This window comes from Dermabacter jinjuensis, from assembly GCF_902381725.1.
Lineage (GTDB): Bacteria > Actinomycetota > Actinomycetes > Actinomycetales > Dermabacteraceae > Dermabacter > Dermabacter hominis.
Genome location: NZ_LR698963.1, coordinates 883771 through 904106, shown reverse-complemented (window position 1 = coordinate 904106; position 20336 = coordinate 883771). Strand labels below are relative to the sequence as shown.

Here is a 20336-nt window from a genome sequence, read left to right as displayed (position 1 = left end):
CATTTCCGACGCTCGCCCGGCCCCCACCGATGCCACTTCCACCCTAGGACCAGGCATGAAAAAGTATGCGGCGCCCCTGCTGCTCATCTCGCCTTCGCTCATTCTCGTGGGGATCTTCGTCTACGTGCTTATGGCGCAGAACGTGTGGACCTCTCTCACTGACAACCACACGGCAGCGCAAGCGAACGGCGTGCAACCCAGTAAGTTCGTTGGCCTCGATAACTACATCGCTCTTCTCTCGAGCCCCGATTTTCGCCACTCACTCATGAACCTCGTGATTTTCACGGTGGTGTTCTTGGGTGGCGCGATGATCACCGGGTTCGTGTGGGCGTGGCTTCTCGATCGCCCCATCAAAGGTGGTCGAGTGTTCCAAACCATCTACCTTTTCCCAATGGCTGTGTCCTTCGTGGCCTCGGGCGTGGTGTGGCGCTGGCTCCTCAACTCCAACCAGGGCGAGAGTGCAAGTGGGCTTAACCGCCTCTTTCAGATGGTGGGACTCGGCTTTCTCCAAAACCCTTGGTGGAACAACATCACGTGGGGCATCGCCGCGATTGCCCTTCCGGCGATTTGGCAGCTGAGCGGCTATGTCATGGCGCTTTTTCTCGCCGGCTTCCGCGGCGTTCCCGATGAGCTTCGCGAAGCGGGTCGCATGGACGGTGCGAGCGAGTGGCAAATCTACCGCCACGTGATCTTCCCGCAGCTCACCCCCATCATCATGAGCGCTCTCGTGATTATCGCGCACATGAGCCTCAAGAGCTTCGACCTCATCATGTCGATCTCGAAACCCTCGAACTACCAAACCAAGATCCCCGCCGTGGACATGTTCGTGTTTAAGTCGAGCTTCGACTACGCGAACGCGGCTGCCGTCGGCACGATTCTTCTCATCATCGTGGGCGTCCTCATCGTTCCTTATCTCATTCAGCAACACAGGGAGCGTCAGTCGTGAACACCTCCTCGGTTTCCCCGTGGCGGTTCGCCCGCCTCACCCTTCTCCTCATCGGCGTCGTCCTCGTCCTGATTCCCGTCTATGTCCTCATCGTCACGAGCTTCAAAACGAGCGGCGATGCCTCGGCCGCCCGCGCGTGGGCGCTGCCGAGCGAGTGGACGCTTGAGAACTGGGCGGAAGCCTGGGAAACGCTCTCGCCTGCGATGGGACGTTCGTTTGCGATGGTCATTCCCTCGACGATCATCTCCTCGGCTCTCGGGTGCATGAACGGCTTTGTGCTGTCTCGCTGGCGTTTCCCCGGGGCGGATGTCGTATTCACGTTCCTCCTGTTTGGCATGTTCCTGCCCTATCAGGCCGTGATGATCCCCCTGCTCTCGCTCGTGCTTGCTCTGCCCATCGACTCGGGCGTTCCCTCGCTTATTCTCGTGCACGTCGTGTTCGGTATCCCGATCTGCACGCTTATCTTCCGCAACTACTTCGAGACGGTTCCCGAGTCGCTCATCGAAGCCGCCAAGGTTGATGGCGCGGGGATGCTCCGCACGTTCTGGTCCGTTGCGCTGCCCATCTCGATTCCCGGTTTCGTGGTGGTCATGATCTGGCAGTTCACGAACGCGTGGAACGACTTCCTGTTCGCGGTGTTCTTCGCGACCCCGATGAACGGCCCGGTGACTCTCGCGCTCAACAACCTCGCCAACGGCGCGCTGCTAACCAACTACGGGGTGTCGATGGCGGGCGCACTTCTTGCTTCGGCTCCCACCCTCGTCGTGTACATCCTGCTGTCGAAGTACTTCATTTCGGGCATGATGAGCGGCTCCGTGAAGGGCTGAGAGCAGGGCCACCGCGAAAGAGTAGGCATCGCGGGTACGCGCGGGGACCGTCGGACCGCAACGGTCCTGGAAACTCACCCGCTCGTGCCCTAAAATGTCGAGGGCTGCACATGCAGGTCGTATGCCACCGGCCCCCTCGTTTTCTCATCTCATCGCAGGAGGCTCGCATGGCACGCACGCAAGGTTTTGATCCCGAAAAATACATCGAGCTGCAGTCGAAGCACATCGCCGAGCGGCGGGCCCAGATCGGCGGGAAGCTCTATCTCGAAATGGGCGGCAAGCTTTTCGACGACCTGCACGCTTCGAGGGTTCTTCCCGGGTTCACACCCGATAACAAGATCGCGATGCTCTACGAGCTGAAGGATGAGCTCGAGATCCTTATCGCCATCAACGCCCACGATATTGAACACGACAAGATGCGCGCCGACCTCGGCATCACGTATGAGGAGGACGTTCTGCGCCTCGTGGATGTGTTCCGCGAGCGCGGTTTCCTCGTCAACACGATCGTGCTCACGCAAATGGACGACCATAACGAGGCGGCGTCACAGTTTAAAACTCGCATGGAGCGACTCGGTTTGACGGTCGTGCGCCACCGCACGATCAAGGGCTACCCGGACCCAACCCTCGTCGTGTCCGAGGAGGGACTTGGTCAAAACGAGTGGGCAAAAACTGAACGCGACCTCATCATCGTGACGGCGCCGGGGCCTGGGTCGGGCAAGCTCGCGACGTGTCTGTCGCAGATTTATCACGACCACAAGCGCGGAATCGCCTCGAGCTACGCGAAATTCGAGACGTTCCCGATCTGGAACCTTCCGCTTGAGCATCCCGTGAACCTCGCCTATGAGGCGGCGACCGCGGATCTCGACGACGTCAACCTCATCGACCCGTTCCACCTCGAAACGTACGGCGAAAAGGCCGTCAACTACAACCGCGATATCGAAGCGTTCCCTCTGCTCAGAATCCTCCTCGAACGCATCCTCGGGCAGTGCCCTTACGCTTCTCCGACCGACATGGGCGTGAACATGGCCGGGTACGCGATCACCGACGACGACGCCTGCCGCGAGGCCGCGACGCAAGAGGTTGTGCGCCGCTACTTCAAGGCCCGTGTTTCCGAAAAAAAGCTCGAACTTCCCCCGCTCGAGTCGCAGCGCATCAAGCTCGTGATGGCGAAACTCGGCGTGGACGAAACGATTCGCCCCACAGTGAAGCCTGCTCTCGCCCTCGCCGAAAAAACCGGCGGGCCTGCTTCGTGCCTCGAGCTTTCCGACGGCACCCTCATTACAGGCAAGACCTCAGACCTGCTCGGTGCTTCCGCTGCCATGCTCCTCAACGCGCTCAAGCATCTCGCGGGGATTCCCGAGGATGCCCTTTTGCTGTCGCCCGAGTCGATCAAGCCGATCCAGACTCTCAAGGTGGACCACTTGGGCTCGCGCAATCCGCGCCTGCACACCGACGAAGTGCTCATCGCCCTATCGGTCTCCGCGGGGAGCGACAAGAATGCAGCCGCCGCGCTCGCGCAGATTAAGAACCTGCGTGGCTGCGACGTGCACACGACGACGATCCTCGGCTCCGTCGACGAGTCCGTTTTCCGCTCGCTCGGGGTTCTCGTCACGAGCGAGCCCGCCTTCGGCAAAAAGAGCCTTTTCCACAAATAGCGAGCAAATAGCTAGGTGGGCCGGCTCTCAAGCAGCCGGCCCACCTACGCCATCGCGTCCGTGTGCTCACATGGTGTTCACAATGAGCCCGATGTGGGTATAGAAGTTCATCGCGCCAAAAAGACCCCAAGCGATGCCAGCAAGTGCGAGGCTCCATCCTGCTACGACGGCAAGCGGCGTGAGCGCCCCCTTCTCGCGGATCTGTTTCGTGATGAATGGGAAACAGATCGCTCCAAAAGCCACGAGACAGAAGAGAACGGCCAGTGCGCCGTTTTCGAGCATAGGCATGCTTGCGAACGCACCCGAGATGGGCTCTTGTGGAGGTGCTGCAAAAAGCTGGTACACGAGACCCGCAAGTGCAATGCCAATCAATGCAAGGCCGAGGAGCACGGTGAAGAAGCCTACTGGGCTCGCAATGCGCGCGAGATGCACAAGAGGGTTCGGGGCGTCGAGGACGCTATCGCGGCGACGCCACAGGTAAAGTGAAGCGCCAAGAGCCAGTGCACCGAGCGGCAGGCAGGTTTCGCCGAAGACGATGTTGTCGAACGGAAAACCGCCCTCCGCGAGCGGCCATGTGAGAATCATGTGGAGGCCGGTCGTAAAAAGAATGAGCCCGAATACTCCAAAGGCAACGGCATAGCCGTCGAGAAAAGCGGCAAGCTCGCGGTACTCTTCTGTCCCTTCCGAAACTTCTTCGGTGCGCGAGAGCGTACTGCGTTTCGCTAACCCGCGTACGAATAGTACGAGCGCGAGAAGGGTGGCGCCAGCAGCGATGGCCATAATCGTGTTGTAAGTAGGCATCGACGACCAGTCGATGAGCCCGGGCGTACTTTCACCGGTGAAAAACGTGCCCATTGGACCTCCTTGGAGCGTTGATTTTGCTTAAAACTAGCATTCGCCTGCAGGTTTTTACCTAGAGACGTTGCGAACGAGCCGGCTGACCGGTCCAACAGGCGGCCATTGCTAAATATCGCGTCAAATATCAATGCTGACGAAGGTCTTCTGTACGGGCGGTGCAGGAGCAAAGGCGCTTTCATTTATTCTTATGGCATGCAACCACCATTGGGACAACCCAATCCCCCCTCTGCATCCCCGGAGCGCAAAAACAACACTCTCCTGTGGGTGCTACTTGGCTGCGGTGGCATGTTCGTTGCGCTCGCAGCACTCACTGTTGCCGGGCTTCTTGCCTTCATGTTCCTGGGCGATAGGGAAGAGCAAGCGTCGGACCCCTCCCCCGATACCTCAAGCTCCCAGGCTGTGTCCCCCAAATCCGGAGAACCCGAAACGGTGGGCGATACCCACCTTGCTTATTCCGAAGCCCGCGGGGAAGACCCGGATCACGATTACGTCGTGCGCGCCCGCTACGAAGATGAGAGCGGCGGCGGGTTCGAGATCGGGATCGAGAATGATACGGGCCGCACGTTTGAAGAGGACACCGCCGGCCTCATGAACCGGCAAGACATCGGGCCTTGGGTGTGCGGGACGCAGTACGAGATGAACGTCTGCATGGCCGACGACGAACGTGGAAGAGTTCTCCTCGTTCCGCTTGATACCGACGCCGACCTCAGCACCATTGCGGCCTGGGGTGAAGAGTTTATGGAGCAACTCAAATAGCCGAAGTAGATCTCGCCCCGCACACCGCGCCGTAGATTAACGGAAGCCCTAGTACTCCTTCGGTGTGATGTGTAATACTGACGAACGGCACAGCGTTACAGTCAGCTGCGCTATCCCTTGTGCGCGTGCGCACACCGCCCCACCCGATGAGGACCCCGCACATGTCGAACAACCAGTGGAATCAGGCTCCAATCAATCACGGTGCGGTGCAGGGGCAGCCCGCTATGGGATACCCGGGCGCTATGCCACAGCAAAAAAAGAGCAATACCGGCCTATGGGTCGGCTTCGGCTGCGGCTGCCTCTTGCTCCTCGCCCTCCTCATCGGTGTCATCGTGCTCGCAGTGATGCTCATGGGCGGGGACGATTCGAAGGAATCGAAAGACGGTGGCACGACGACATCGGCTGCAGCACCGGCACCAAATCCAGCGCCCGCCCCCAGCGGCGGCGACAGCACGGCATCAAATCCCGCTCCGGCTCCCAACGATGGTGGCAACGACCCAGGGCCTGCTCCCATGCCAGAACAGCCCTCGGGCGACAGCAGTTCAAATAAACCGCAACAAGTCGGCGACTACACACTCGCCGGTGTTGGAACAGGCAATACTGTCGGTGCGGATTACGTCGCTGCCTACAGCAACAGCGCAATGGACATGATCGAAGTGTCGGGCGCGGCAAATCCCACGCTCAGCCCCGAGGATGAAAAGAAAACCATCACTGACGGACAAGAAATCAACGGCTGGACGTGCGGGACCTTCCAAGGAGACCCGAGCCAAAACATTTGCGTGAAATCTTCCAACGGCACCGACGTCGTGAAGGTGATCGGCACGCCAGATGCCCAAACTCTCGCCAACTTCGGTGATCAGTTCATCGCAGCCGGAGGAGCGAGCTCATGACCCAATTCACGCCACACGGCGGCCACCTTCCCGGAATACCGACCGCAAAGAAGAGCAGGACCGGCCTGTGGGTTGGCCTCGGCTGCGGCTGCATCGTGCTGCTCGCCCTCATCGTCGGCGGCATCATCCTCGCGTTCGCGCTCATGAGCGGGAATGATTCGAAGGAATCGGGCGGCGACGACACGACCACGTCGTCTACAGCTCCCGACCCGAGCCCACAAGACGACGGCCAAAGCGATCCAGCGTCGGCACCACCAAGCGATGAGGGCGGGGACGAACGGACCTCGCAGCCCGCACCGACACCGGAACCCGAGCCCGACGACGGCTCCGGGCCAGTCGAAGCTCGGGGCGGCGAACCCCAAAAGATCGGAGACGCCGTTCTCGTCAACTCCGGGGAGCCCCACCAAGCCCCTCAAAACTTTGACTTCCATTCCGTGTACCAAATGCCCGACGGCACCCAGATCGAAGTTGGAGTCGGCAAGAACACCGACCGTAACGCTGAGAGCGTTGCGAAGACCCTCCCTAACCCCCAAAAAATCGGCAAATGGACATGCGCCGTGGAAGAGTCCAGCTCACTTACCGGCTGCATCACGCAAGACGCCACTCACGGCTACGTGGCGATTGGAGCCAAGACGCTCGCCCCCAACGAACTCGCAGCATGGGGCGACGAACTCCTTGGAGCGTTGAATGAACAACAATAATTGGCAGCAGACCCCCGATCCCCACGCAGAACCAACCGAGTACCAGGCTGGCAGCCCTTACCAAGCACCACAGGGCGGCACTCCAATGACCCAACCGGGCCCGGTACCCCCGGAAAAGAAAAACAGGATGGTTCTGTGGGTCGCGATCGGGATGGGCGTCGCATTCGTGCTCCTTCTCATCGCCGGTGGAGTTCTCGCCTTCATGCTCATGAACAACAAAGACAAGGAAGCGTCGGACTCTAAAGACGACACGACCACGAGCGCACCCGCGCCCGCCCCGAACCCCAAGGCTCCCGTGAGTGATGGCGGTGGGGATAACCCTGTACCTAACCCCAACCCGGCTCCAGCACCTGGTCCGAACCCAGCGCCGCAGCCGAACCCCAACCCGGCTCCGAATCCAGACCCGAATCCCGGACCTCAACCTGCACCGGCCCCAGGGCCCAACGGTCCTGACCCTGGCCCCCAGCCGGCGCCGGGACCGAACGGGCCGGATCCCGCCCCGGGCTCGAATCCCAGCGGCGGCTATACTCCCCCGGATCAAGTGGGAGATTTCAAAGTCGACGAAAGCCAACCGAAACTAGATTTCGGTGATGTTGAGAAGGTGTACTCCTCACCAAACAGCTCTGCGATCTTCTGGGTCGAGGTATTCCACGATACCGAGAGCGGTCGACTCTTTGTCCAAGATCTTGACGCGACCGGAAAACAGATCGGCAACTGGAAATGCCAAGAAGACGCCTTCGTAGAGAACGGCGGCGACTGTTACGCCCAGGGCCCTGGCGGCGCGATCGTGCTCATTATGGCCTCCAATGTGAAAGACCTCAACGAGATCGCCCAGTTCGGCGATCAGCTTGCGACCGCGCCACACTAAAGCACCCGAACGGGAGCACACACAGCGTGGGGGTGAGATGTGCGAGCCAAGGCAAAGACGCCGAGGTGCATTCCGTAAGCAAAAGCTCGTCAGGATCCTCCCGCCTGCGTTTTTCAACCCCTGGTGCTCTCACCGCAATTTTGAGATAGGCAACTCTAGGTTTCCATCGATGTGATGTGTAATACTGACTGGCGCCTGCGCCTACATTGGCGTCTGCGACACGTCCCGTCCGCTTCTCGCACCTTCGCGACCCAGCACAGCAGGAAGACATCGAACATGAGCAACCCCGAGTGGCAGCCAGGAGCTGCTTCGAGTGCAAATCCGAACGGCAACCAAGGCTACGACCAGCAGCCCTCATACGATCAGGGCAATTTTCAAGGGCAATACAACCAGCCCGCGGGATACCCCGGCGGCGGTATGCCTCCACAGAAGAGGAGCAAGACTGGACTGTGGGTTGGAATCGGCTGCGGTGTTCTCCTCCTGCTCGCTCTCCTGGTCGGTGGAGGCGTCCTCGCGTTCACGCTCCTCAATGGCGACGACAAAAAAGAGGTTCCCGCCTCAGAAGTGAGCTCCGCGGAAAAGGACCTCAAGGGCAAGGACGACAAGGGGAACACGAATAACAACGGGGGTTCAGCTCCTGCTCCGAACCCCGCGCCCGGTGGAAACAGCAGCGACAGCCCTCAACCTGACGACGTCAAGAATATCCCCCAGCCGATGCCCCAACCTGGCACCGGGGGCAACGACCCGCAACCCGGGGACGGCGGCAATAGCCCTCAGCCGGGACAAGGCGGTGGAGACGCTCCGCAGCCCGGCGGTGGAGGCGGAGTGGCATCGGGGAACCTTCCTCAACAGGTTGGCTCGACAAGCCTCGACCCCTCGTTCGGCGATGCCGGAATCGGCGACGTTGGCGGAACCTACGTCTCTCAGGATATGACTCTTGTCTATATCGCTTCGATCATCAATGACAAAGACACCCAAGACATGTTCACAAAGTACGGAAGTGGAGAAAAGAAGACCGTAGGCAGCTGGACATGCGAATCCAAAACCACGAATAGTCATACGTGCTACAAACAGAACTCTTCCGGCGCACTCGTCTATATCATCGGTGCAAACGCCGGAGCGCTGAGTCCCGAAGACGTTACCGCCTGGGGCGACGAGTTCATTTCGAAGATGGGATAGACATTCTCGCCTGGACTTCCCACTCCTCAAAAACGACAACAAAAGTGCAAGAACCCTTCGTAAGGTAATTGCAAACTACTCAGCGGCTCCGCCAGCGCATTTAGCCCATGCCATCCCGCCCGAAAGCGGCGATGATCTCGATAAAGGCGAAAACCTCGCGGAGCCGCACGAGTCCAATGGCATGATTCCGTCGGAGCGTAGCAACACTTGAGCACAGACTCGGTGGCCAGACAGGCAGGGGCCGCTCCAGGACAAGATGCCGGCGAAGCTTCGGGCACCGGCTCCTGACTATCGCCTCACCTACAAAGCATCTAACACCGGCGAAAAGGTGGAGCAATCAGCTTTTCTCCTCGATGCCCTCGATCGACGGATAAGTTCAGTGACTAAGCGAGCGAGAGCGCTCAGCTAGCTGACTCTCTTCACCATGCGGGCAGCGCGATCGGTAAACACACGGATGATGCAAGCATTCGCATGAAGGCAAAAGAAAACCCCGAACCTTAGCTCAGGGGTATTGGCTCCAAAAATTCGGGCGTTAAATGTGGGGAGCCCCGACCCTAGCGGCCGGGGCTCCACCCTCAAAGAATAGTTCGGCGGTGTCCTACTCTCCCACACCCTCCCGAGTGCAGTACCATCGGCGCAACTGGGCTTAGCTACCGGGTTCGGAATGGAACCGGGCGTTTCCCCAACGCTATGACCACCGAAACAACCAAAACCCTCCCCACAAACAAGCAGGGGGTGTGGAATGTCAACCACACAGTGAACGCGAACACACAAACAAAGCAAACAAGAGTGCAAGTAAGTCATCGGCCAATTAGTACCAGTCAGCTCCACACGTTACCGCGCTTCCACATCTGGCCTATCAACCCCGTCATCTACAGGGGACCTCCCACACAAAAAATGTACGGATATCTCATCTCGAAGCAGGCTTCCCGCTTAGATGCTTTCAGCGGTTATCCCTTCCCAACGTAGCCAACCAGCCATGCCCTTGGCAGAACAACTGGCACACCAGAGGTTAGTCCATCCCGGTCCTCTCGTACTAGGGACAGGCCTTCTCAAATATCCAACGCGCGCAGCGGATAGGGACCGAACTGTCTCACGACGTTCTAAACCCAGCTCGCGTACCGCTTTAATAGGCGAACAGCCTAACCCTTGGGACCAACTCCAGCCCCAGGATGCGACGAGCCGACATCGAGGTGCCAAACCATGCCGTCGATATGAGCTCTTGGGCAAGATCAGCCTGTTATCCCCGGGGTACCTTTTATCCGTTGAGCGACACCCATTCCACAATGAGGTGCCGGGTCACTAGTTCCAGCTTTCGCTCCTGCCCGACATGTCTGTCTCGCAGTCAAGCTCCCTTGTGCACTTACACTCAACACCTGATTGCCAACCAGGCTGAGGGAACCTTTGAGCGCCTCCGTTACTCTTTAGGAGGCAACCGCCCCAGTTAAACTACCCATCAGGCACTGTCCCTGAACCAGATCATGGTTCGAAGTGAGGAATCCAAAACGACCAGAGTGGTATTTCACCAACGACTCCACCAACACTAGCGTGCCAGCTTCTCAGTCTCCCACCTATCCTACACAAGCCGTTCCGAACACCAATACCAAACTATAGTAAAGGTCCCGGGGTCTTTCCGTCCTGCTGCGCGTAACGAGCATCTTTACTCGTAATGCAATTTCGCCGAGTTCGCGGTTGAGACAGTGGAGAAGTCGTTACGCCATTCGTGCAGGTCGGAACTTACCCGACAAGGAATTTCGCTACCTTAGGATGGTTATAGTTACCACCGCCGTTTACTGGGGCTTAAATTCTCAGCTTCGCCCACAAGGGGCTAACCAGTCCTCTTAACCTTCCAGCACCGGGCAGGCGTCAGTCCGTATACAGCGACTTACGTCTTCGCACGGACCTGTGTTTTTAGTAAACAGTCGCTTCTCCCTGGTCTCTGCGGCCATCAGTGCTCTCACACCTCAGGCCCCCCTTCTCCCGAAGTTACGGGGGCATTTTGCCGAGTTCCTTAACCACGATTCTCTCGAACTCCTTAGTATTCTCTACCTGATCACCTGAGTCGGTTTAGGGTACGGGCAATAGTGCTCGTCACGCCGGAACTTTTCTCGGCAGTCCAGGATCACCCACCTACCCCAATAAAGGGTCCTCATCACGACTCACCCACAAGAGCACAACATTACTCGCACTCGGGCTGCTCGCTTGAACGGGGACAACCATTACCCCGCGGAAGCTACCTCACTGCGTCATCCCACACGCTGACCTACTACGCACTTGGTTCCCAGCCTCACCACCAACAACCAACCCAAAGGGAAGGAAGCAGCAGCTCGGGTGGTTAGCATCACACGCCTCGGTATGGGTCCTCACACTATCGGTACGGGAATATCAACCCGTTATCCATCGACTACGCCTGTCGGCCTCGCCTTAGGTCCCGACTAACCCGGGGCGGATTAACCTAGCCCCGGAACCCTTGATCATTCGGAGGACGGGTTTCTCACCCGTCTTTCGCTACTCATGCCTGCATTCTCACTCGCATAGCCTCCACCACTGGGTTCCCCCGCAGCTTCACCGGCCACACGACGCTCCCCTACCCACCCCACACAAAATGGAGTGACACAGCTTCGGCGGTGTACTTGAGCCCCGCTACATTATCGGCGCAGAATCACTTGACCAGTGAGCTATTACGCACTCTTTCAAGGGTGGCTGCTTCTAAGCCAACCTCCTGGTTGTCTCAGCAACTCCACATCCTTTCCCACTTAGCACACGCTTAGGGGCCTTAGCTGATGTTCTGGGCTGTTTCCCTCTCGACCATGAAGCTTATCCCCCACAGTCTCACTGCTACGCTCTCACGTACCGGCATTCGGAGTTTGGCTAAGGTCAGTAACCCGGTGGGGCCCATCGCCTATCCAGTGCTCTACCTCCAGCACGAAACACGCAACGCTGCACCTAAATGCATTTCGGGGAGAACCAGCTATCACGAAGTTTGATTGGCCTTTCACCCCTATCCACAGGTCATCCCCTCCATTTTCAACTGAAGTGGGTTCGCGCCTCCACACGGTCTTACCCGCGCTTCACACTGCCCATGGATAGATCACTTCGCTTCGGGTCTAGAGCCGGCGACTCAACGCCCCATTCAGACTCGCTTTCGCTACGGCTACCCCACACAGGTTAACCTCGCCACCGACCACTAACTCGCAGGCTCATTTTTCAATAGGCACGCCGTCACCCCTCAAGGCTCCGACGGATTGTAAGCACACGGTTTCAGGTACTCTTTCACTCCCCTCCCGGGGTACTTTTCACCTTTCCCTCACGGTACTAGTCCGCTATCGGTCACAAGGAAGTATTTAGGCTTACCAGGTGGTCCTGGCAGATTCACACCGGATTCCACGAGCCCGGCCCTACTCGGGGCAACACCACGCCTGGCCATGCAGTTTCAGCTACGGGACTCACACCCACTATGGCGCCCCACTCACAAGGCTTCACCTACCACACACCACGACGCCACAACACCGGTAGATATTGTGTAAATGCACCCCACAACCCCACACCAGCAACCCCTACCGAGTCTCACACCAGCATGGTTTAGCCTCCTACGCTTTCGCTCGCCACTACTCACGCAATCACTATTGTTTTCTCTTCCTAAGGGTACTGAGATGTTTCACTTCCCCTCGTTCCCCCCACACCACCTATACATTCAGCGGCGGGTACCACGACTCACGTCGCGGCGGGTTTCCCCATTCGGACATCCCCGGATCACAGGTCGGTTGTCACCTCCCCGAGGCTTATCGCAGACTCCCACGTCCTTCATCGGCTCCTTGTGCCCAGGCATCCACCGTATGCTCTAAGTAACTTAGAAACACTCAAAAATGAACACATAGACCAAAAACATTGAACTATCTGTAACAAAAAATTGCTTACAAGATGCTCGCGTCCACTATGCAGTTGACAAACAACACCCCCACACCCACCACCACCAACCACAGTCAGCAGCAACAGGAAGGGACAAGACCAAAACGCTCACGCGTGCAGCCTCACACCCCAATAGTGTGCCCACAACAAGCAACCCCCAACCGCACTCTTTCCAACCCCACAACAGGGCGTACTCAAACACAACCAGAAAGCCACTCATCTTTTATTGATGTTCCACCCAGCCCCATACGCGCTGCACACACACGGCGCAGAACACGCACACCACAAAAAGCGGTGCAGGGCAAAAGTAAACTCCTTAGAAAGGAGGTGATCCAGCCGCACCTTCCGGTACGGCTACCTTGTTACGACTTAGTCCCAATCACCGATCCCACCTTCGACGACTCCCCGCATAAAGCTTGGGCCATCGGCTTCGGGTGTTACCGACTTTCGTGACTTGACGGGCGGTGTGTACAAGGCCCGGGAACGTATTCACCGCAGCATTGCTGATCTGCGATTACTAGCGACTCCGACTTCATAGGGTCGAGTTGCAGACCCCAATCCGAACTGAGACCGGCTTTTTGGGATTAGCTCCACCTCACAGTATCGCAACCCATTGTACCGACCATTGTAGCACGCGTGAAGCCCAAGACATAAGGGGCATGATGATTTGACGTCGTCCCCACCTTCCTCCGAGTTGACCCCGGCAGTCTCCCATGAGTCCCCACCCGAAGTGCTGGCAACATGGAACGAGGGTTGCGCTCGTTGCGGGACTTAACCCAACATCTCACGACACGAGCTGACGACAACCATGCACCACCTGTGCACCAGTCCAAAGAAAACCACATCTCTGCAGCGATCCAGTGCATGTCAAGCCTTGGTAAGGTTCTTCGCGTTGCATCGAATTAATCCGCATGCTCCGCCGCTTGTGCGGGCCCCCGTCAATTCCTTTGAGTTTTAGCCTTGCGGCCGTACTCCCCAGGCGGGGCACTTAATGCGTTAGCTACGGCGCGGAAAACGTGGAATGCTCCCCACACCTAGTGCCCAACGTTTACGGCATGGACTACCAGGGTATCTAATCCTGTTCGCTCCCCATGCTTTCGCTTCTCAGTGTCAGTAACGGCCCAGAGACCTGCCTTCGCCATCGGTGTTCCTCCTGATATCTGCGCATTTCACCGCTACACCAGGAATTCCAGTCTCCCCTACCGCACTCTAGCCTGCCCGTACCCACCGCACGCCCAGAGTTAAGCCCTGGGTTTTCACGGCAGACGCGACAAGCCACCTACAAGCCCTTTACGCCCAATAATTCCGGACAACGCTTGCGCCCTACGTATTACCGCGGCTGCTGGCACGTAGTTAGCCGGCGCTTCTTCTGCAAGTACCGTCACTTTCGCTTCTTCCTTGCTGAAAGAGGTTTACAACCCGAAGGCCGTCATCCCCCACGCGGCGTCGCTGCATCAGGCTTTCGCCCATTGTGCAATATTCCCCACTGCTGCCTCCCGTAGGAGTCTGGGCCGTGTCTCAGTCCCAGTGTGGCCGGTCGCCCTCTCAGGCCGGCTACCCGTCATCGCCTTGGTGAGCCACTACCTCACCAACAAACTGATAGGCCGCGAGCCCATCCCCCACCGAAAAACTTTCCACCACAACCCATGCGGGCCAAGGTCATATCCAGTATTAGCCCCGATTTCTCGGAGTTATCCCAAAGTGGAGGGCAGGTTACTCACGTGTTACTCACCCGTTCGCCACTAATCCACTGTGCAAGCACAGCTTCATCGTTCGACTTGCATGTGTTAAGCACGCCGCCAGCGTTCGTCCTGAGCCAGGATCAAACTCTCCATTAAAAAACAGAAAAATCTAAACCCAGCAGAAACAAACAATCAACATTACGCTGACCATCCAGAAATTGAACAAGAAATTCAATGTTCCTGCCAAAAAAAATTGGCATCAATAAACAGACACACTATTGAGATATCAAACAACACACGCACCCAAACACCCACACTCACACGAGCACTTCGTTTTGGAGCAACCCCTACAACTTACCGAACCAGACCCACCCCGTCAAATCCACGCCGCGTGATCCGCAACACGAACAAGAGCGAAAGCCCAGCCCAACAACCAAGAAACACCACACGCACCCACCAGCAACAACCAGCAAGCACCCGCCACATTCCTCCGGGGCAACGAGGAAAAACACTACGCCCCACACCACCCCTACGCAAACCACACACCCCAACTCGTGGCCCACACCATAAAACAACCCAAAAAGCCGCTCATTTGACTCGGTTTTAGGGCCTTAGGTCACATAAAAGACGGGGACTACGAGCCGGCCGCCCGTAGTCCCCGCGGGTTTACGAAGGGGTTCTTCGTCGCTACGCCTTCTTCTCGTTGGCCGCGCCCGGAAGGTTCACCTCGGCGATGTCACTTGCCAGGCGGCCACGGAAGTCCTCCCCCGTGGCGTAGGACGTCTGAGTGCCGTGCCGCGTCACGGAGTCGGAGGCATACAGGCGCGCCATGCGCATGGCATATTCGATGTCTCCGGTTTCAACCCAGTAGTGGGAGAAGCACCCGATGAATGCATCACCCGCACCCGTGGTGTCGACTGCACCAACCGCACGCCCGTCAACGTAGGTCGAGCCGCCCTCGTGCACCCACACGGCACCCTTTCGGCCGAGGGTCACGATCACGTTGCGAATACCGACGTTGAGGAGCACCTGAGCAGCCTTCAGCACATCGTCCATGTCGTCGACGGGCATACCTGACAGGAGCGAAAGCTCCGTTTCGTTCGGCACGACGAACTCGGCCCCACGGATCTTGTCGAGGCGCAGCTCGGGGGATGCCGGTGCGGGGTTGACGAGAACGGGGATTCCGAGTTCGTTACCGAGCTCGATCGTGGAGTACACGGTCTCCAGCTCGATCTCGAGCTGAAGCATGATGAGGCTGCACTTCGCAATGTCCTCGCGTGCATTCTCCACGTCTTGCGGGGTCAGGTGCGCGTTCGCCCCTTTGACGATGATGATCGAGTTTTTCGAATCAGGATCAACGAAGATTGGGGCCACGCCACTCGTCGCCTCGGTCGTGAGCACGTGGGTGGTGTCGATGCCGTTGTCCTGGAAATTCCGGATCGTGTTCTCGGCAAAGATGTCGTTGCCGACCCTCGTCACCATGGTGACGTTCGAGCCGAGCCGCGAGCACGCAACGGCTTGATTGGCACCTTTACCGCCGCACCCCATTGTGAAGTTCGGGGCTTCGACGGTTTCGCCCTCGGCAGGCATGCGGTCGATGTACGAGATGAGGTCAACCATGTTCGACCCCACGACAGCGATGCTCACGACAGTTCTCCTTCGTCAAGTGTTTCGTTCTCGGCAAGTAGCCCGGTCCTCACGCAGAATTCGCGCGTTTGTCCGGCTTCCAGTTGGATGAGCGTCCCCTGGGCCTGTGCCGCCTTGAAGCCTTCCGGGCGAGACGTGCCGGGGAGCACGAAGGCGGCGACCTTCTGATCAGGATTATGGAGGATCCACCGCGTGGCCGTGGAAAACTCCTCGCTCGAAAATTCCGTCGCGAACCGAGGCCCGGAGGGCAATGCCAGTTCGCAGTACACACGTTCGCCGTATTGCGCGAGGTCGTCAGCGAAGTACACGATCTCTGGATCGAAGGCTTCGGCGCCGTGCAAGGAGTCTGCGTCGACGTCCCCTCGCGTGATGCTGGCGTTAATGGCCTCCCATGCCGGGGTCGGTGTCACGTGTGCGGGAACCGTGGACCTCAGCTTGAAGGCGCCCTCGGGGAGGTTTTGCGACATCTGCCCCTCCGGCACGAAGGCGTAGTTCATGTGGCACATGTACTGGAGAGGCATCGGTTGGTACGCAGACAGGTTCGTGACAGCCATGCCGATGTCGAAGATCGCGCTGTCCTTTCGCAGTGTCACGCGAGGCTCCGCCCGGTAGTGATGCCCAAAACCTTTGACGTATTCGCCGACGGAGACGAGCGAGAGAGCGTCGTCGTCAATGTCCAGGCGGGCACTCGCCATCGGCAGGCACGGGAATTCTCCGTGCAGCGGATGGTCGTCCTCGGGGCTCGGGCACCCGTTAGCGAGCAGGCCGGAGTGGAAAGCGAAGCACCCGTAGGTGTCCACGATCTCGCGTGCCGGCATGGGCTGCTCGAACATGTTGGTCATCGTGAGGTCGATGCCGTCGAACTCGGCTCCCCAGATGATCTGGCCCATGAACGGCAGGATCTCCAGCGAGCCTCGCGAGTTTCGAAGGGTGATGGAGGCGATGCCGTTCGGGTAGCGGAATGCTTCTACGGTGAACGACTCGTTCGCGCAGAGGGTGTGCGGACTCTGCGGAAACTGCGCCTCGCTGAGCGGGATTGTCAGGGTCATTTCGTTGCCTCCGTCGTGAGCGATTCCTTGTGGGAAGACCTGTACTGCGCAACAAAGTAGATGAAGATCGCGAGGAAGCACACGAAGTTCACGATGAAGCTGAAGCGCATCGAGCCCGTCGAATCGGAAATGAAGCCCTGGACGACGGGAATGACCGCGCCGCCGATGATCGACATGACGATGATGGCGCCGCCCGTTTCGGTGAAGCGCTTGTCTTTGATCGTGTCGAGGTTACGTGCGTAGATCGTTGCCCAGCCCGGACCGAGGAGTGCGGAGGCGACGATCGCCGCGTAGACGCTCGTGAAGTTCGGCGCGAGAACGATGTAGAGGATCGTGATCATGCCGAGGCCCGAGTAGATGAGCAGCACGACGTCCTCGTTAATCTTGGTCATGAGAACGTTGGCGATGATCTTGCCGATGAAGAAGGCGATAAACGTGGCGATCAAATAGTTCGCGGCGGTCTTCTCATTGAGCGAGTGGTCGAGATTGAGCGCGAGTCGAATCGTAAACGACCACAGAGCGGTCTGCATGCCAACGTAGAAGAACTGGGTGATGATGCCGCCGATGAACATCTTGTTCTTCACCAGGTAGGCGAGTGTTTCGCCGATGGAAGCTTCGGCCTCTTTCGCGTCGCTATTGAGCGGTTTGCAGTGCGGGTACTGCGTGATCGCAATAAGCACGACGAGGACGACGAGGATCGCGAGGATGATCTTGTAGGGGCCGAGGGTTCGACCGAGTGCGGCTTCGGTGATCTCCATACGCGCGGCTTCGGAGCCTGCGGCGGCGATGCGGTTGTGGAGAGCATCTCCGTCTTCAAAGACGAGGAACTTGCCCATGACGGCGCCCGACAGGAACCCCAGCGCGGTGAAGGTCTGGGAGATGTTCAGGCGAAGCGTCGCGTGTTTTCTATCGCCGATGAGCGAGGAATAGGTGTTGGCGGACGTCTCCAGGAAGGAAAGGCCGATGGCGATCGCGAACAGCGAGGCAAGGAACACGGTGTATGTCGCCATCGTCGACGCGGGGAAGAAGAGCATGCAACCCGCGATGTACACCGTGAGGCCGATGAGGAGGCCGGTCTTGTACGAGGTGCGTCGAATGACGCGAGAAGCGGGAATCGCGATGACAAAGTAGCCGCCGTAGAACGCCGACTGCACGAATGCCGAGGCAACGTCCGAAAGGTCGAAGACGGCTTTGAATTGCGTGATCAGGATGTCGTTCATGCTTGCCGCGGCGCCCCACATGGGGAAGCAGATCGACAGCAGAATGAATTGGAAGATTGGGGTTTTCGTCAGATACCCGTCGCGCAGCTGTCGGGTCGGATCTTTGATGAGCCCCCAGCTCGTGTTAGGAATCCCCTGGTCGACGTTTGTCGTCTGTGGTGAAGTCATCGGTGACCTCCTCTTTCGTCAATTGTGGTGTGTTAGTTGCCCTGCGCGGTCAGGAGAGCGGCGCCTGCGGAGGATCCGATGCGTGTTGCGCCCGCGGCGACCATCGCGTCGAGGTCTGCCGCTGTGCGAATGCCGCCTGAGGCCTTGACGCCCATGTCGGGTCCGACGGTCTCGCGCATGAGTTGAACCGCGTGGGTGGTTGCTCCCCCGCCCGCGAATCCCGTTGAGGTCTTGACGAAGTCGGCGCCGGCAGCGCGCGCGGCGACGCACGCCGCGACGATCTCGTCGTCCTCGAGGACGCATGTTTCAAGGATGACTTTGACGATTCGCCCCTGAGCCGCCTCGACGACTGCGCGAATGTCGTTCTCGACCGCGGCCCAGTCGTGGGCTTTTGCGGATGCGAGGTTCATGACCATGTCGATCTCGTCAGCCCCGTCGTCGACTGCGGTGCGAGTTTCGTAGGCCTTCACGGCGCTCGTGTGAGCGCCCGAGGGGAAGCCAACGACTGTGCACACGTGCACGTCACTCCCCTCGACCAGGCTCGCTGCTTGTGCAACGTAGGTGGGGCTCACGCATACCGAATAGAAGCGGTTATCGCGCGCATCGCGGCAGAGAGCCTCGATTTCGTCAGGCGTTGCCGTGGGGGCCAGGAGAGTGTGGTCCACAATCTGGTTCGGTGTAGTCATGCTCACTCCTTTGTGTGAAGAGAGCACTAGGTTAGGGACGCGCGCGCACCGTTCGGGAGGCTGAATTGGCACATTTGTGCCATTAAGGCTCGGCGATTGGCGAATCTGCGCGGGTTCGCTGACGGTCCTCGCTCATGCGCACAAGATCGTGTGCCGTGTCGACGTCGGTCACGAGGTGGTTCGCGTACCTGTTGGCGAGGATCGCATCCATGGCGGCAACCTTGTCAGGCCCACAGGCCACGAGGACTTTCTGCTCGACGTTGCGGAGCGTTGCTAGCGGGAGACCCGAGGTTCGCTGATTGACGATCGGCTCGCATATCCGCGCATCGGCATCGATGAAGTGGCCGCATATGTGCCCAACGGACGTGCACTCGATCCGCGCACGTTCGTCTTCACTCAGCGTGTCCGGCTGGCGCGCCATGAGTGCGTGCGCGCTGCTGGTGCTAAACACGGTGATGCGGCACGCGTTCTGGGCGGCGCGCACCGCCCTCGCCTCGGGGGTGCGCTCACTCTCGAGCTTGTCACTGAGGCTCGAGTAAATGTGCGGGGTGCGCGCGGCCACGGTCTCCCACCCGAGCTCCCGTTCAATGTGCTCGCGGGCGGATTCCCACGCCGCGAGGTCGTGCGCCGAATCGTCGCTGCCGTTGAGCCCCACGATTCTCACGCCCCGGGTTGCCGTGCGCCGGAACCCGCGCGCAACTTCGCACGTCGTCTGCGACCACCACATCCCGAGAGTGTCGGAGACCTGCACGAGCCCTTCGAGGAGTTCGGCACCCGCGACACCGAGTGCATGGCGTTTATCCATGGGACCGCGGCCCACCGGCACCACGAGGCGCAGGCTCGAGAGATCGTAGGCGGCGTTGAGCGCTCCGTACAGTTCCGTGTCCATTTCCCTTGGATCTCGAATCACCGTACGAACGAGCCCCTTGCGTCGGGCAGTCGAGAGAAGCTTCGACACGGTCGCGCGATTAACGAAAAGACGCTCGGCGACTTCGGCTTGCGAAAGTCCCGAATAGTAGAGCTTGGCCGCATCGAGGGCGAGTCGATCCCTCACGGTCAAACCGTGACGATCGGTTCTGGCCATTTCTCGCCACCTCGTTGTCGCGCACGAGCCGCCGCTCGCACTCCGGGCCGGAAGAACAAACGAGCCGCAACCCCAAAGCTTGAGGCTACGGCTCGTTTTCGTGGCGGTAGCGGCGGGATTTGAACCCGCGGTACGGGGTTGCCGTACACAACATTTCGAGTGTTGCACCTTCGGCCGCTCGGACACGCTACCGCGAAACACTTTACCGATT

14 protein-coding genes, 1 tRNA gene and 3 rRNA genes are annotated in these 20336 nt (G+C 58.9%); 8 read left to right on the top strand and 10 right to left on the bottom strand.

The window, feature by feature from the left end; translation table 11 throughout:
• The first annotated feature begins 55 nt into the window (after window positions 1-55).
• From FXY94_RS03920 to FXY94_RS03910, 3 genes are all read left to right on the top strand, one after another.
• Complete coding sequence (locus tag FXY94_RS03920) at window positions 56-946, top strand: carbohydrate ABC transporter permease (RefSeq protein ID WP_016663719.1); 891 nt, start codon at window positions 56-58, stop codon at window positions 944-946.
• Window positions 943-1773: a carbohydrate ABC transporter permease gene (locus FXY94_RS03915; protein WP_016663718.1), complete on the top strand. Its 831-nt coding sequence runs from the start codon at window positions 943-945 to the stop codon at window positions 1771-1773. Before FXY94_RS03920 ends, FXY94_RS03915 begins: the two co-directional genes overlap by 4 nt.
• Before the next feature lie 167 nt (window positions 1774-1940).
• The gene (locus FXY94_RS03910) at window positions 1941-3428 is read left to right on the top strand and encodes a DUF1846 domain-containing protein (protein WP_016663717.1); all 1488 of its coding nucleotides are present in this window, start codon (window positions 1941-1943) and stop codon (window positions 3426-3428) included.
• A gap of 66 nt (window positions 3429-3494) precedes the next feature.
• On the opposite strand, the gene FXY94_RS03905 is transcribed toward FXY94_RS03910, so the two are convergent.
• Complete coding sequence (locus tag FXY94_RS03905; RefSeq protein WP_016663716.1) at window positions 3495-4283, bottom strand: DUF981 family protein; 789 nt, start codon at window positions 4281-4283, stop codon at window positions 3495-3497.
• 288 nt (window positions 4284-4571) lie between these two features.
• Between FXY94_RS03905 and FXY94_RS03900 the strand changes: the two genes are divergently transcribed.
• The 5 genes from FXY94_RS03900 to FXY94_RS03880 all read left to right on the top strand — a co-directional run bounded on the left by FXY94_RS03900 (window position 4572) and on the right by FXY94_RS03880 (window position 8680).
• Window positions 4572-5042 (top strand): hypothetical protein, encoded by a 471-nt coding sequence (locus FXY94_RS03900; RefSeq protein ID WP_040386434.1) that lies wholly within the window; start codon window positions 4572-4574, stop codon window positions 5040-5042.
• 161 nt (window positions 5043-5203) lie between these two features.
• Window positions 5204-5932 carry a hypothetical protein gene (locus FXY94_RS03895; RefSeq protein WP_016663714.1) on the top strand — a complete coding sequence of 243 codons (729 nt, stop codon included), beginning with the start codon at window positions 5204-5206 and terminating at the stop codon, window positions 5930-5932.
• Window positions 5929-6633 (top strand): hypothetical protein, encoded by a 705-nt coding sequence (locus FXY94_RS03890; RefSeq protein ID WP_016663713.1) that lies wholly within the window; start codon window positions 5929-5931, stop codon window positions 6631-6633. Before FXY94_RS03895 ends, FXY94_RS03890 begins: the two co-directional genes overlap by 4 nt.
• Window positions 6620-7501: a flagellar basal body-associated FliL family protein gene (locus FXY94_RS10780; protein WP_016663712.1), complete on the top strand. Its 882-nt coding sequence runs from the start codon at window positions 6620-6622 to the stop codon at window positions 7499-7501. Before FXY94_RS03890 ends, FXY94_RS10780 begins: the two co-directional genes overlap by 14 nt.
• A 276-nt stretch (window positions 7502-7777) precedes the next feature.
• Window positions 7778-8680, top strand: a complete 903-nt coding sequence (locus tag FXY94_RS03880; RefSeq protein ID WP_016663711.1) for a hypothetical protein — start codon at window positions 7778-7780, stop codon at window positions 8678-8680.
• A gap of 585 nt (window positions 8681-9265) precedes the next feature.
• Here FXY94_RS03880 and rrf read toward each other — a convergent pair.
• The 9 genes from rrf to FXY94_RS03835 all read right to left on the bottom strand — a co-directional run bounded on the left by rrf (window position 9266) and on the right by FXY94_RS03835 (window position 20317).
• Window positions 9266-9382, bottom strand: a 5S ribosomal RNA gene (rrf, locus tag FXY94_RS03875).
• Between the two features lie 89 nt (window positions 9383-9471).
• Window positions 9472-12536 (bottom strand): 23S ribosomal RNA (locus FXY94_RS03870).
• A 373-nt stretch (window positions 12537-12909) separates the two neighbouring features.
• Window positions 12910-14427 (bottom strand): 16S ribosomal RNA (locus FXY94_RS03865).
• The 16S, 23S and 5S rRNA genes sit together here, the layout of an rRNA operon.
• A gap of 531 nt (window positions 14428-14958) precedes the next feature.
• Window positions 14959-15918, bottom strand: coding sequence for a ribokinase (gene rbsK, locus FXY94_RS03860; RefSeq protein ID WP_016663710.1), 960 nt, complete (start codon window positions 15916-15918; stop codon window positions 14959-14961).
• Window positions 15915-16967, bottom strand: a complete 1053-nt coding sequence (locus tag FXY94_RS03855) for an aldose 1-epimerase family protein (protein WP_016663709.1) — start codon at window positions 16965-16967, stop codon at window positions 15915-15917. The genes rbsK and FXY94_RS03855 overlap by 4 nt, the downstream gene beginning before the upstream one ends.
• Complete coding sequence (gene fucP / locus FXY94_RS03850; RefSeq protein ID WP_016663708.1) at window positions 16964-18355, bottom strand: L-fucose:H+ symporter permease; 1392 nt, start codon at window positions 18353-18355, stop codon at window positions 16964-16966. The genes FXY94_RS03855 and fucP overlap by 4 nt, the downstream gene beginning before the upstream one ends.
• Before the next feature lie 32 nt (window positions 18356-18387).
• Window positions 18388-19041 carry a deoxyribose-phosphate aldolase gene (gene deoC, locus FXY94_RS03845; RefSeq protein ID WP_016663707.1) on the bottom strand — a complete coding sequence of 218 codons (654 nt, stop codon included), beginning with the start codon at window positions 19039-19041 and terminating at the stop codon, window positions 18388-18390.
• A gap of 82 nt (window positions 19042-19123) precedes the next feature.
• Complete coding sequence (locus tag FXY94_RS03840; RefSeq protein ID WP_016663706.1) at window positions 19124-20125, bottom strand: sugar-binding transcriptional regulator; 1002 nt, start codon at window positions 20123-20125, stop codon at window positions 19124-19126.
• Between the two features lie 101 nt (window positions 20126-20226).
• Window positions 20227-20317, bottom strand: a tRNA-Ser gene (locus tag FXY94_RS03835).
• Window positions 20318-20336: the final 19 nt, after the last annotated feature.

Excerpts from the sequence above, each read along its gene's own strand:
- FXY94_RS03855 (WP_016663709.1), bottom strand. The coding sequence starts at position 16,967 with ATGACCCTGACAATCCCGCTCAGCGAGGCGCAGTTTCCGCAGAGTCCG.
- FXY94_RS03905 (WP_016663716.1), bottom strand. The coding sequence starts at position 4,283 with ATGGGCACGTTTTTCACCGGTGAAAGTACGCCCGGGCTCATCGACTGG.
- FXY94_RS03920 (WP_016663719.1), top strand. The coding sequence starts at position 56 with ATGAAAAAGTATGCGGCGCCCCTGCTGCTCATCTCGCCTTCGCTCATT.
- fucP (WP_016663708.1), bottom strand. The coding sequence starts at position 18,355 with ATGACTTCACCACAGACGACAAACGTCGACCAGGGGATTCCTAACACG.
- FXY94_RS03895 (WP_016663714.1), top strand. The coding sequence starts at position 5,204 with ATGTCGAACAACCAGTGGAATCAGGCTCCAATCAATCACGGTGCGGTG.
- FXY94_RS03840 (WP_016663706.1), bottom strand. The coding sequence starts at position 20,125 with ATGGCCAGAACCGATCGTCACGGTTTGACCGTGAGGGATCGACTCGCC.
- FXY94_RS03900 (WP_040386434.1), top strand. The coding sequence starts at position 4,572 with ATGTTCGTTGCGCTCGCAGCACTCACTGTTGCCGGGCTTCTTGCCTTC.
- FXY94_RS03880 (WP_016663711.1), top strand. The coding sequence starts at position 7,778 with ATGAGCAACCCCGAGTGGCAGCCAGGAGCTGCTTCGAGTGCAAATCCG.
- FXY94_RS10780 (WP_016663712.1), top strand. The coding sequence starts at position 6,620 with ATGAACAACAATAATTGGCAGCAGACCCCCGATCCCCACGCAGAACCA.
- FXY94_RS03890 (WP_016663713.1), top strand. The coding sequence starts at position 5,929 with ATGACCCAATTCACGCCACACGGCGGCCACCTTCCCGGAATACCGACC.
- deoC (WP_016663707.1), bottom strand. The coding sequence starts at position 19,041 with ATGACTACACCGAACCAGATTGTGGACCACACTCTCCTGGCCCCCACG.
- FXY94_RS03910 (WP_016663717.1), top strand. The coding sequence starts at position 1,941 with ATGGCACGCACGCAAGGTTTTGATCCCGAAAAATACATCGAGCTGCAG.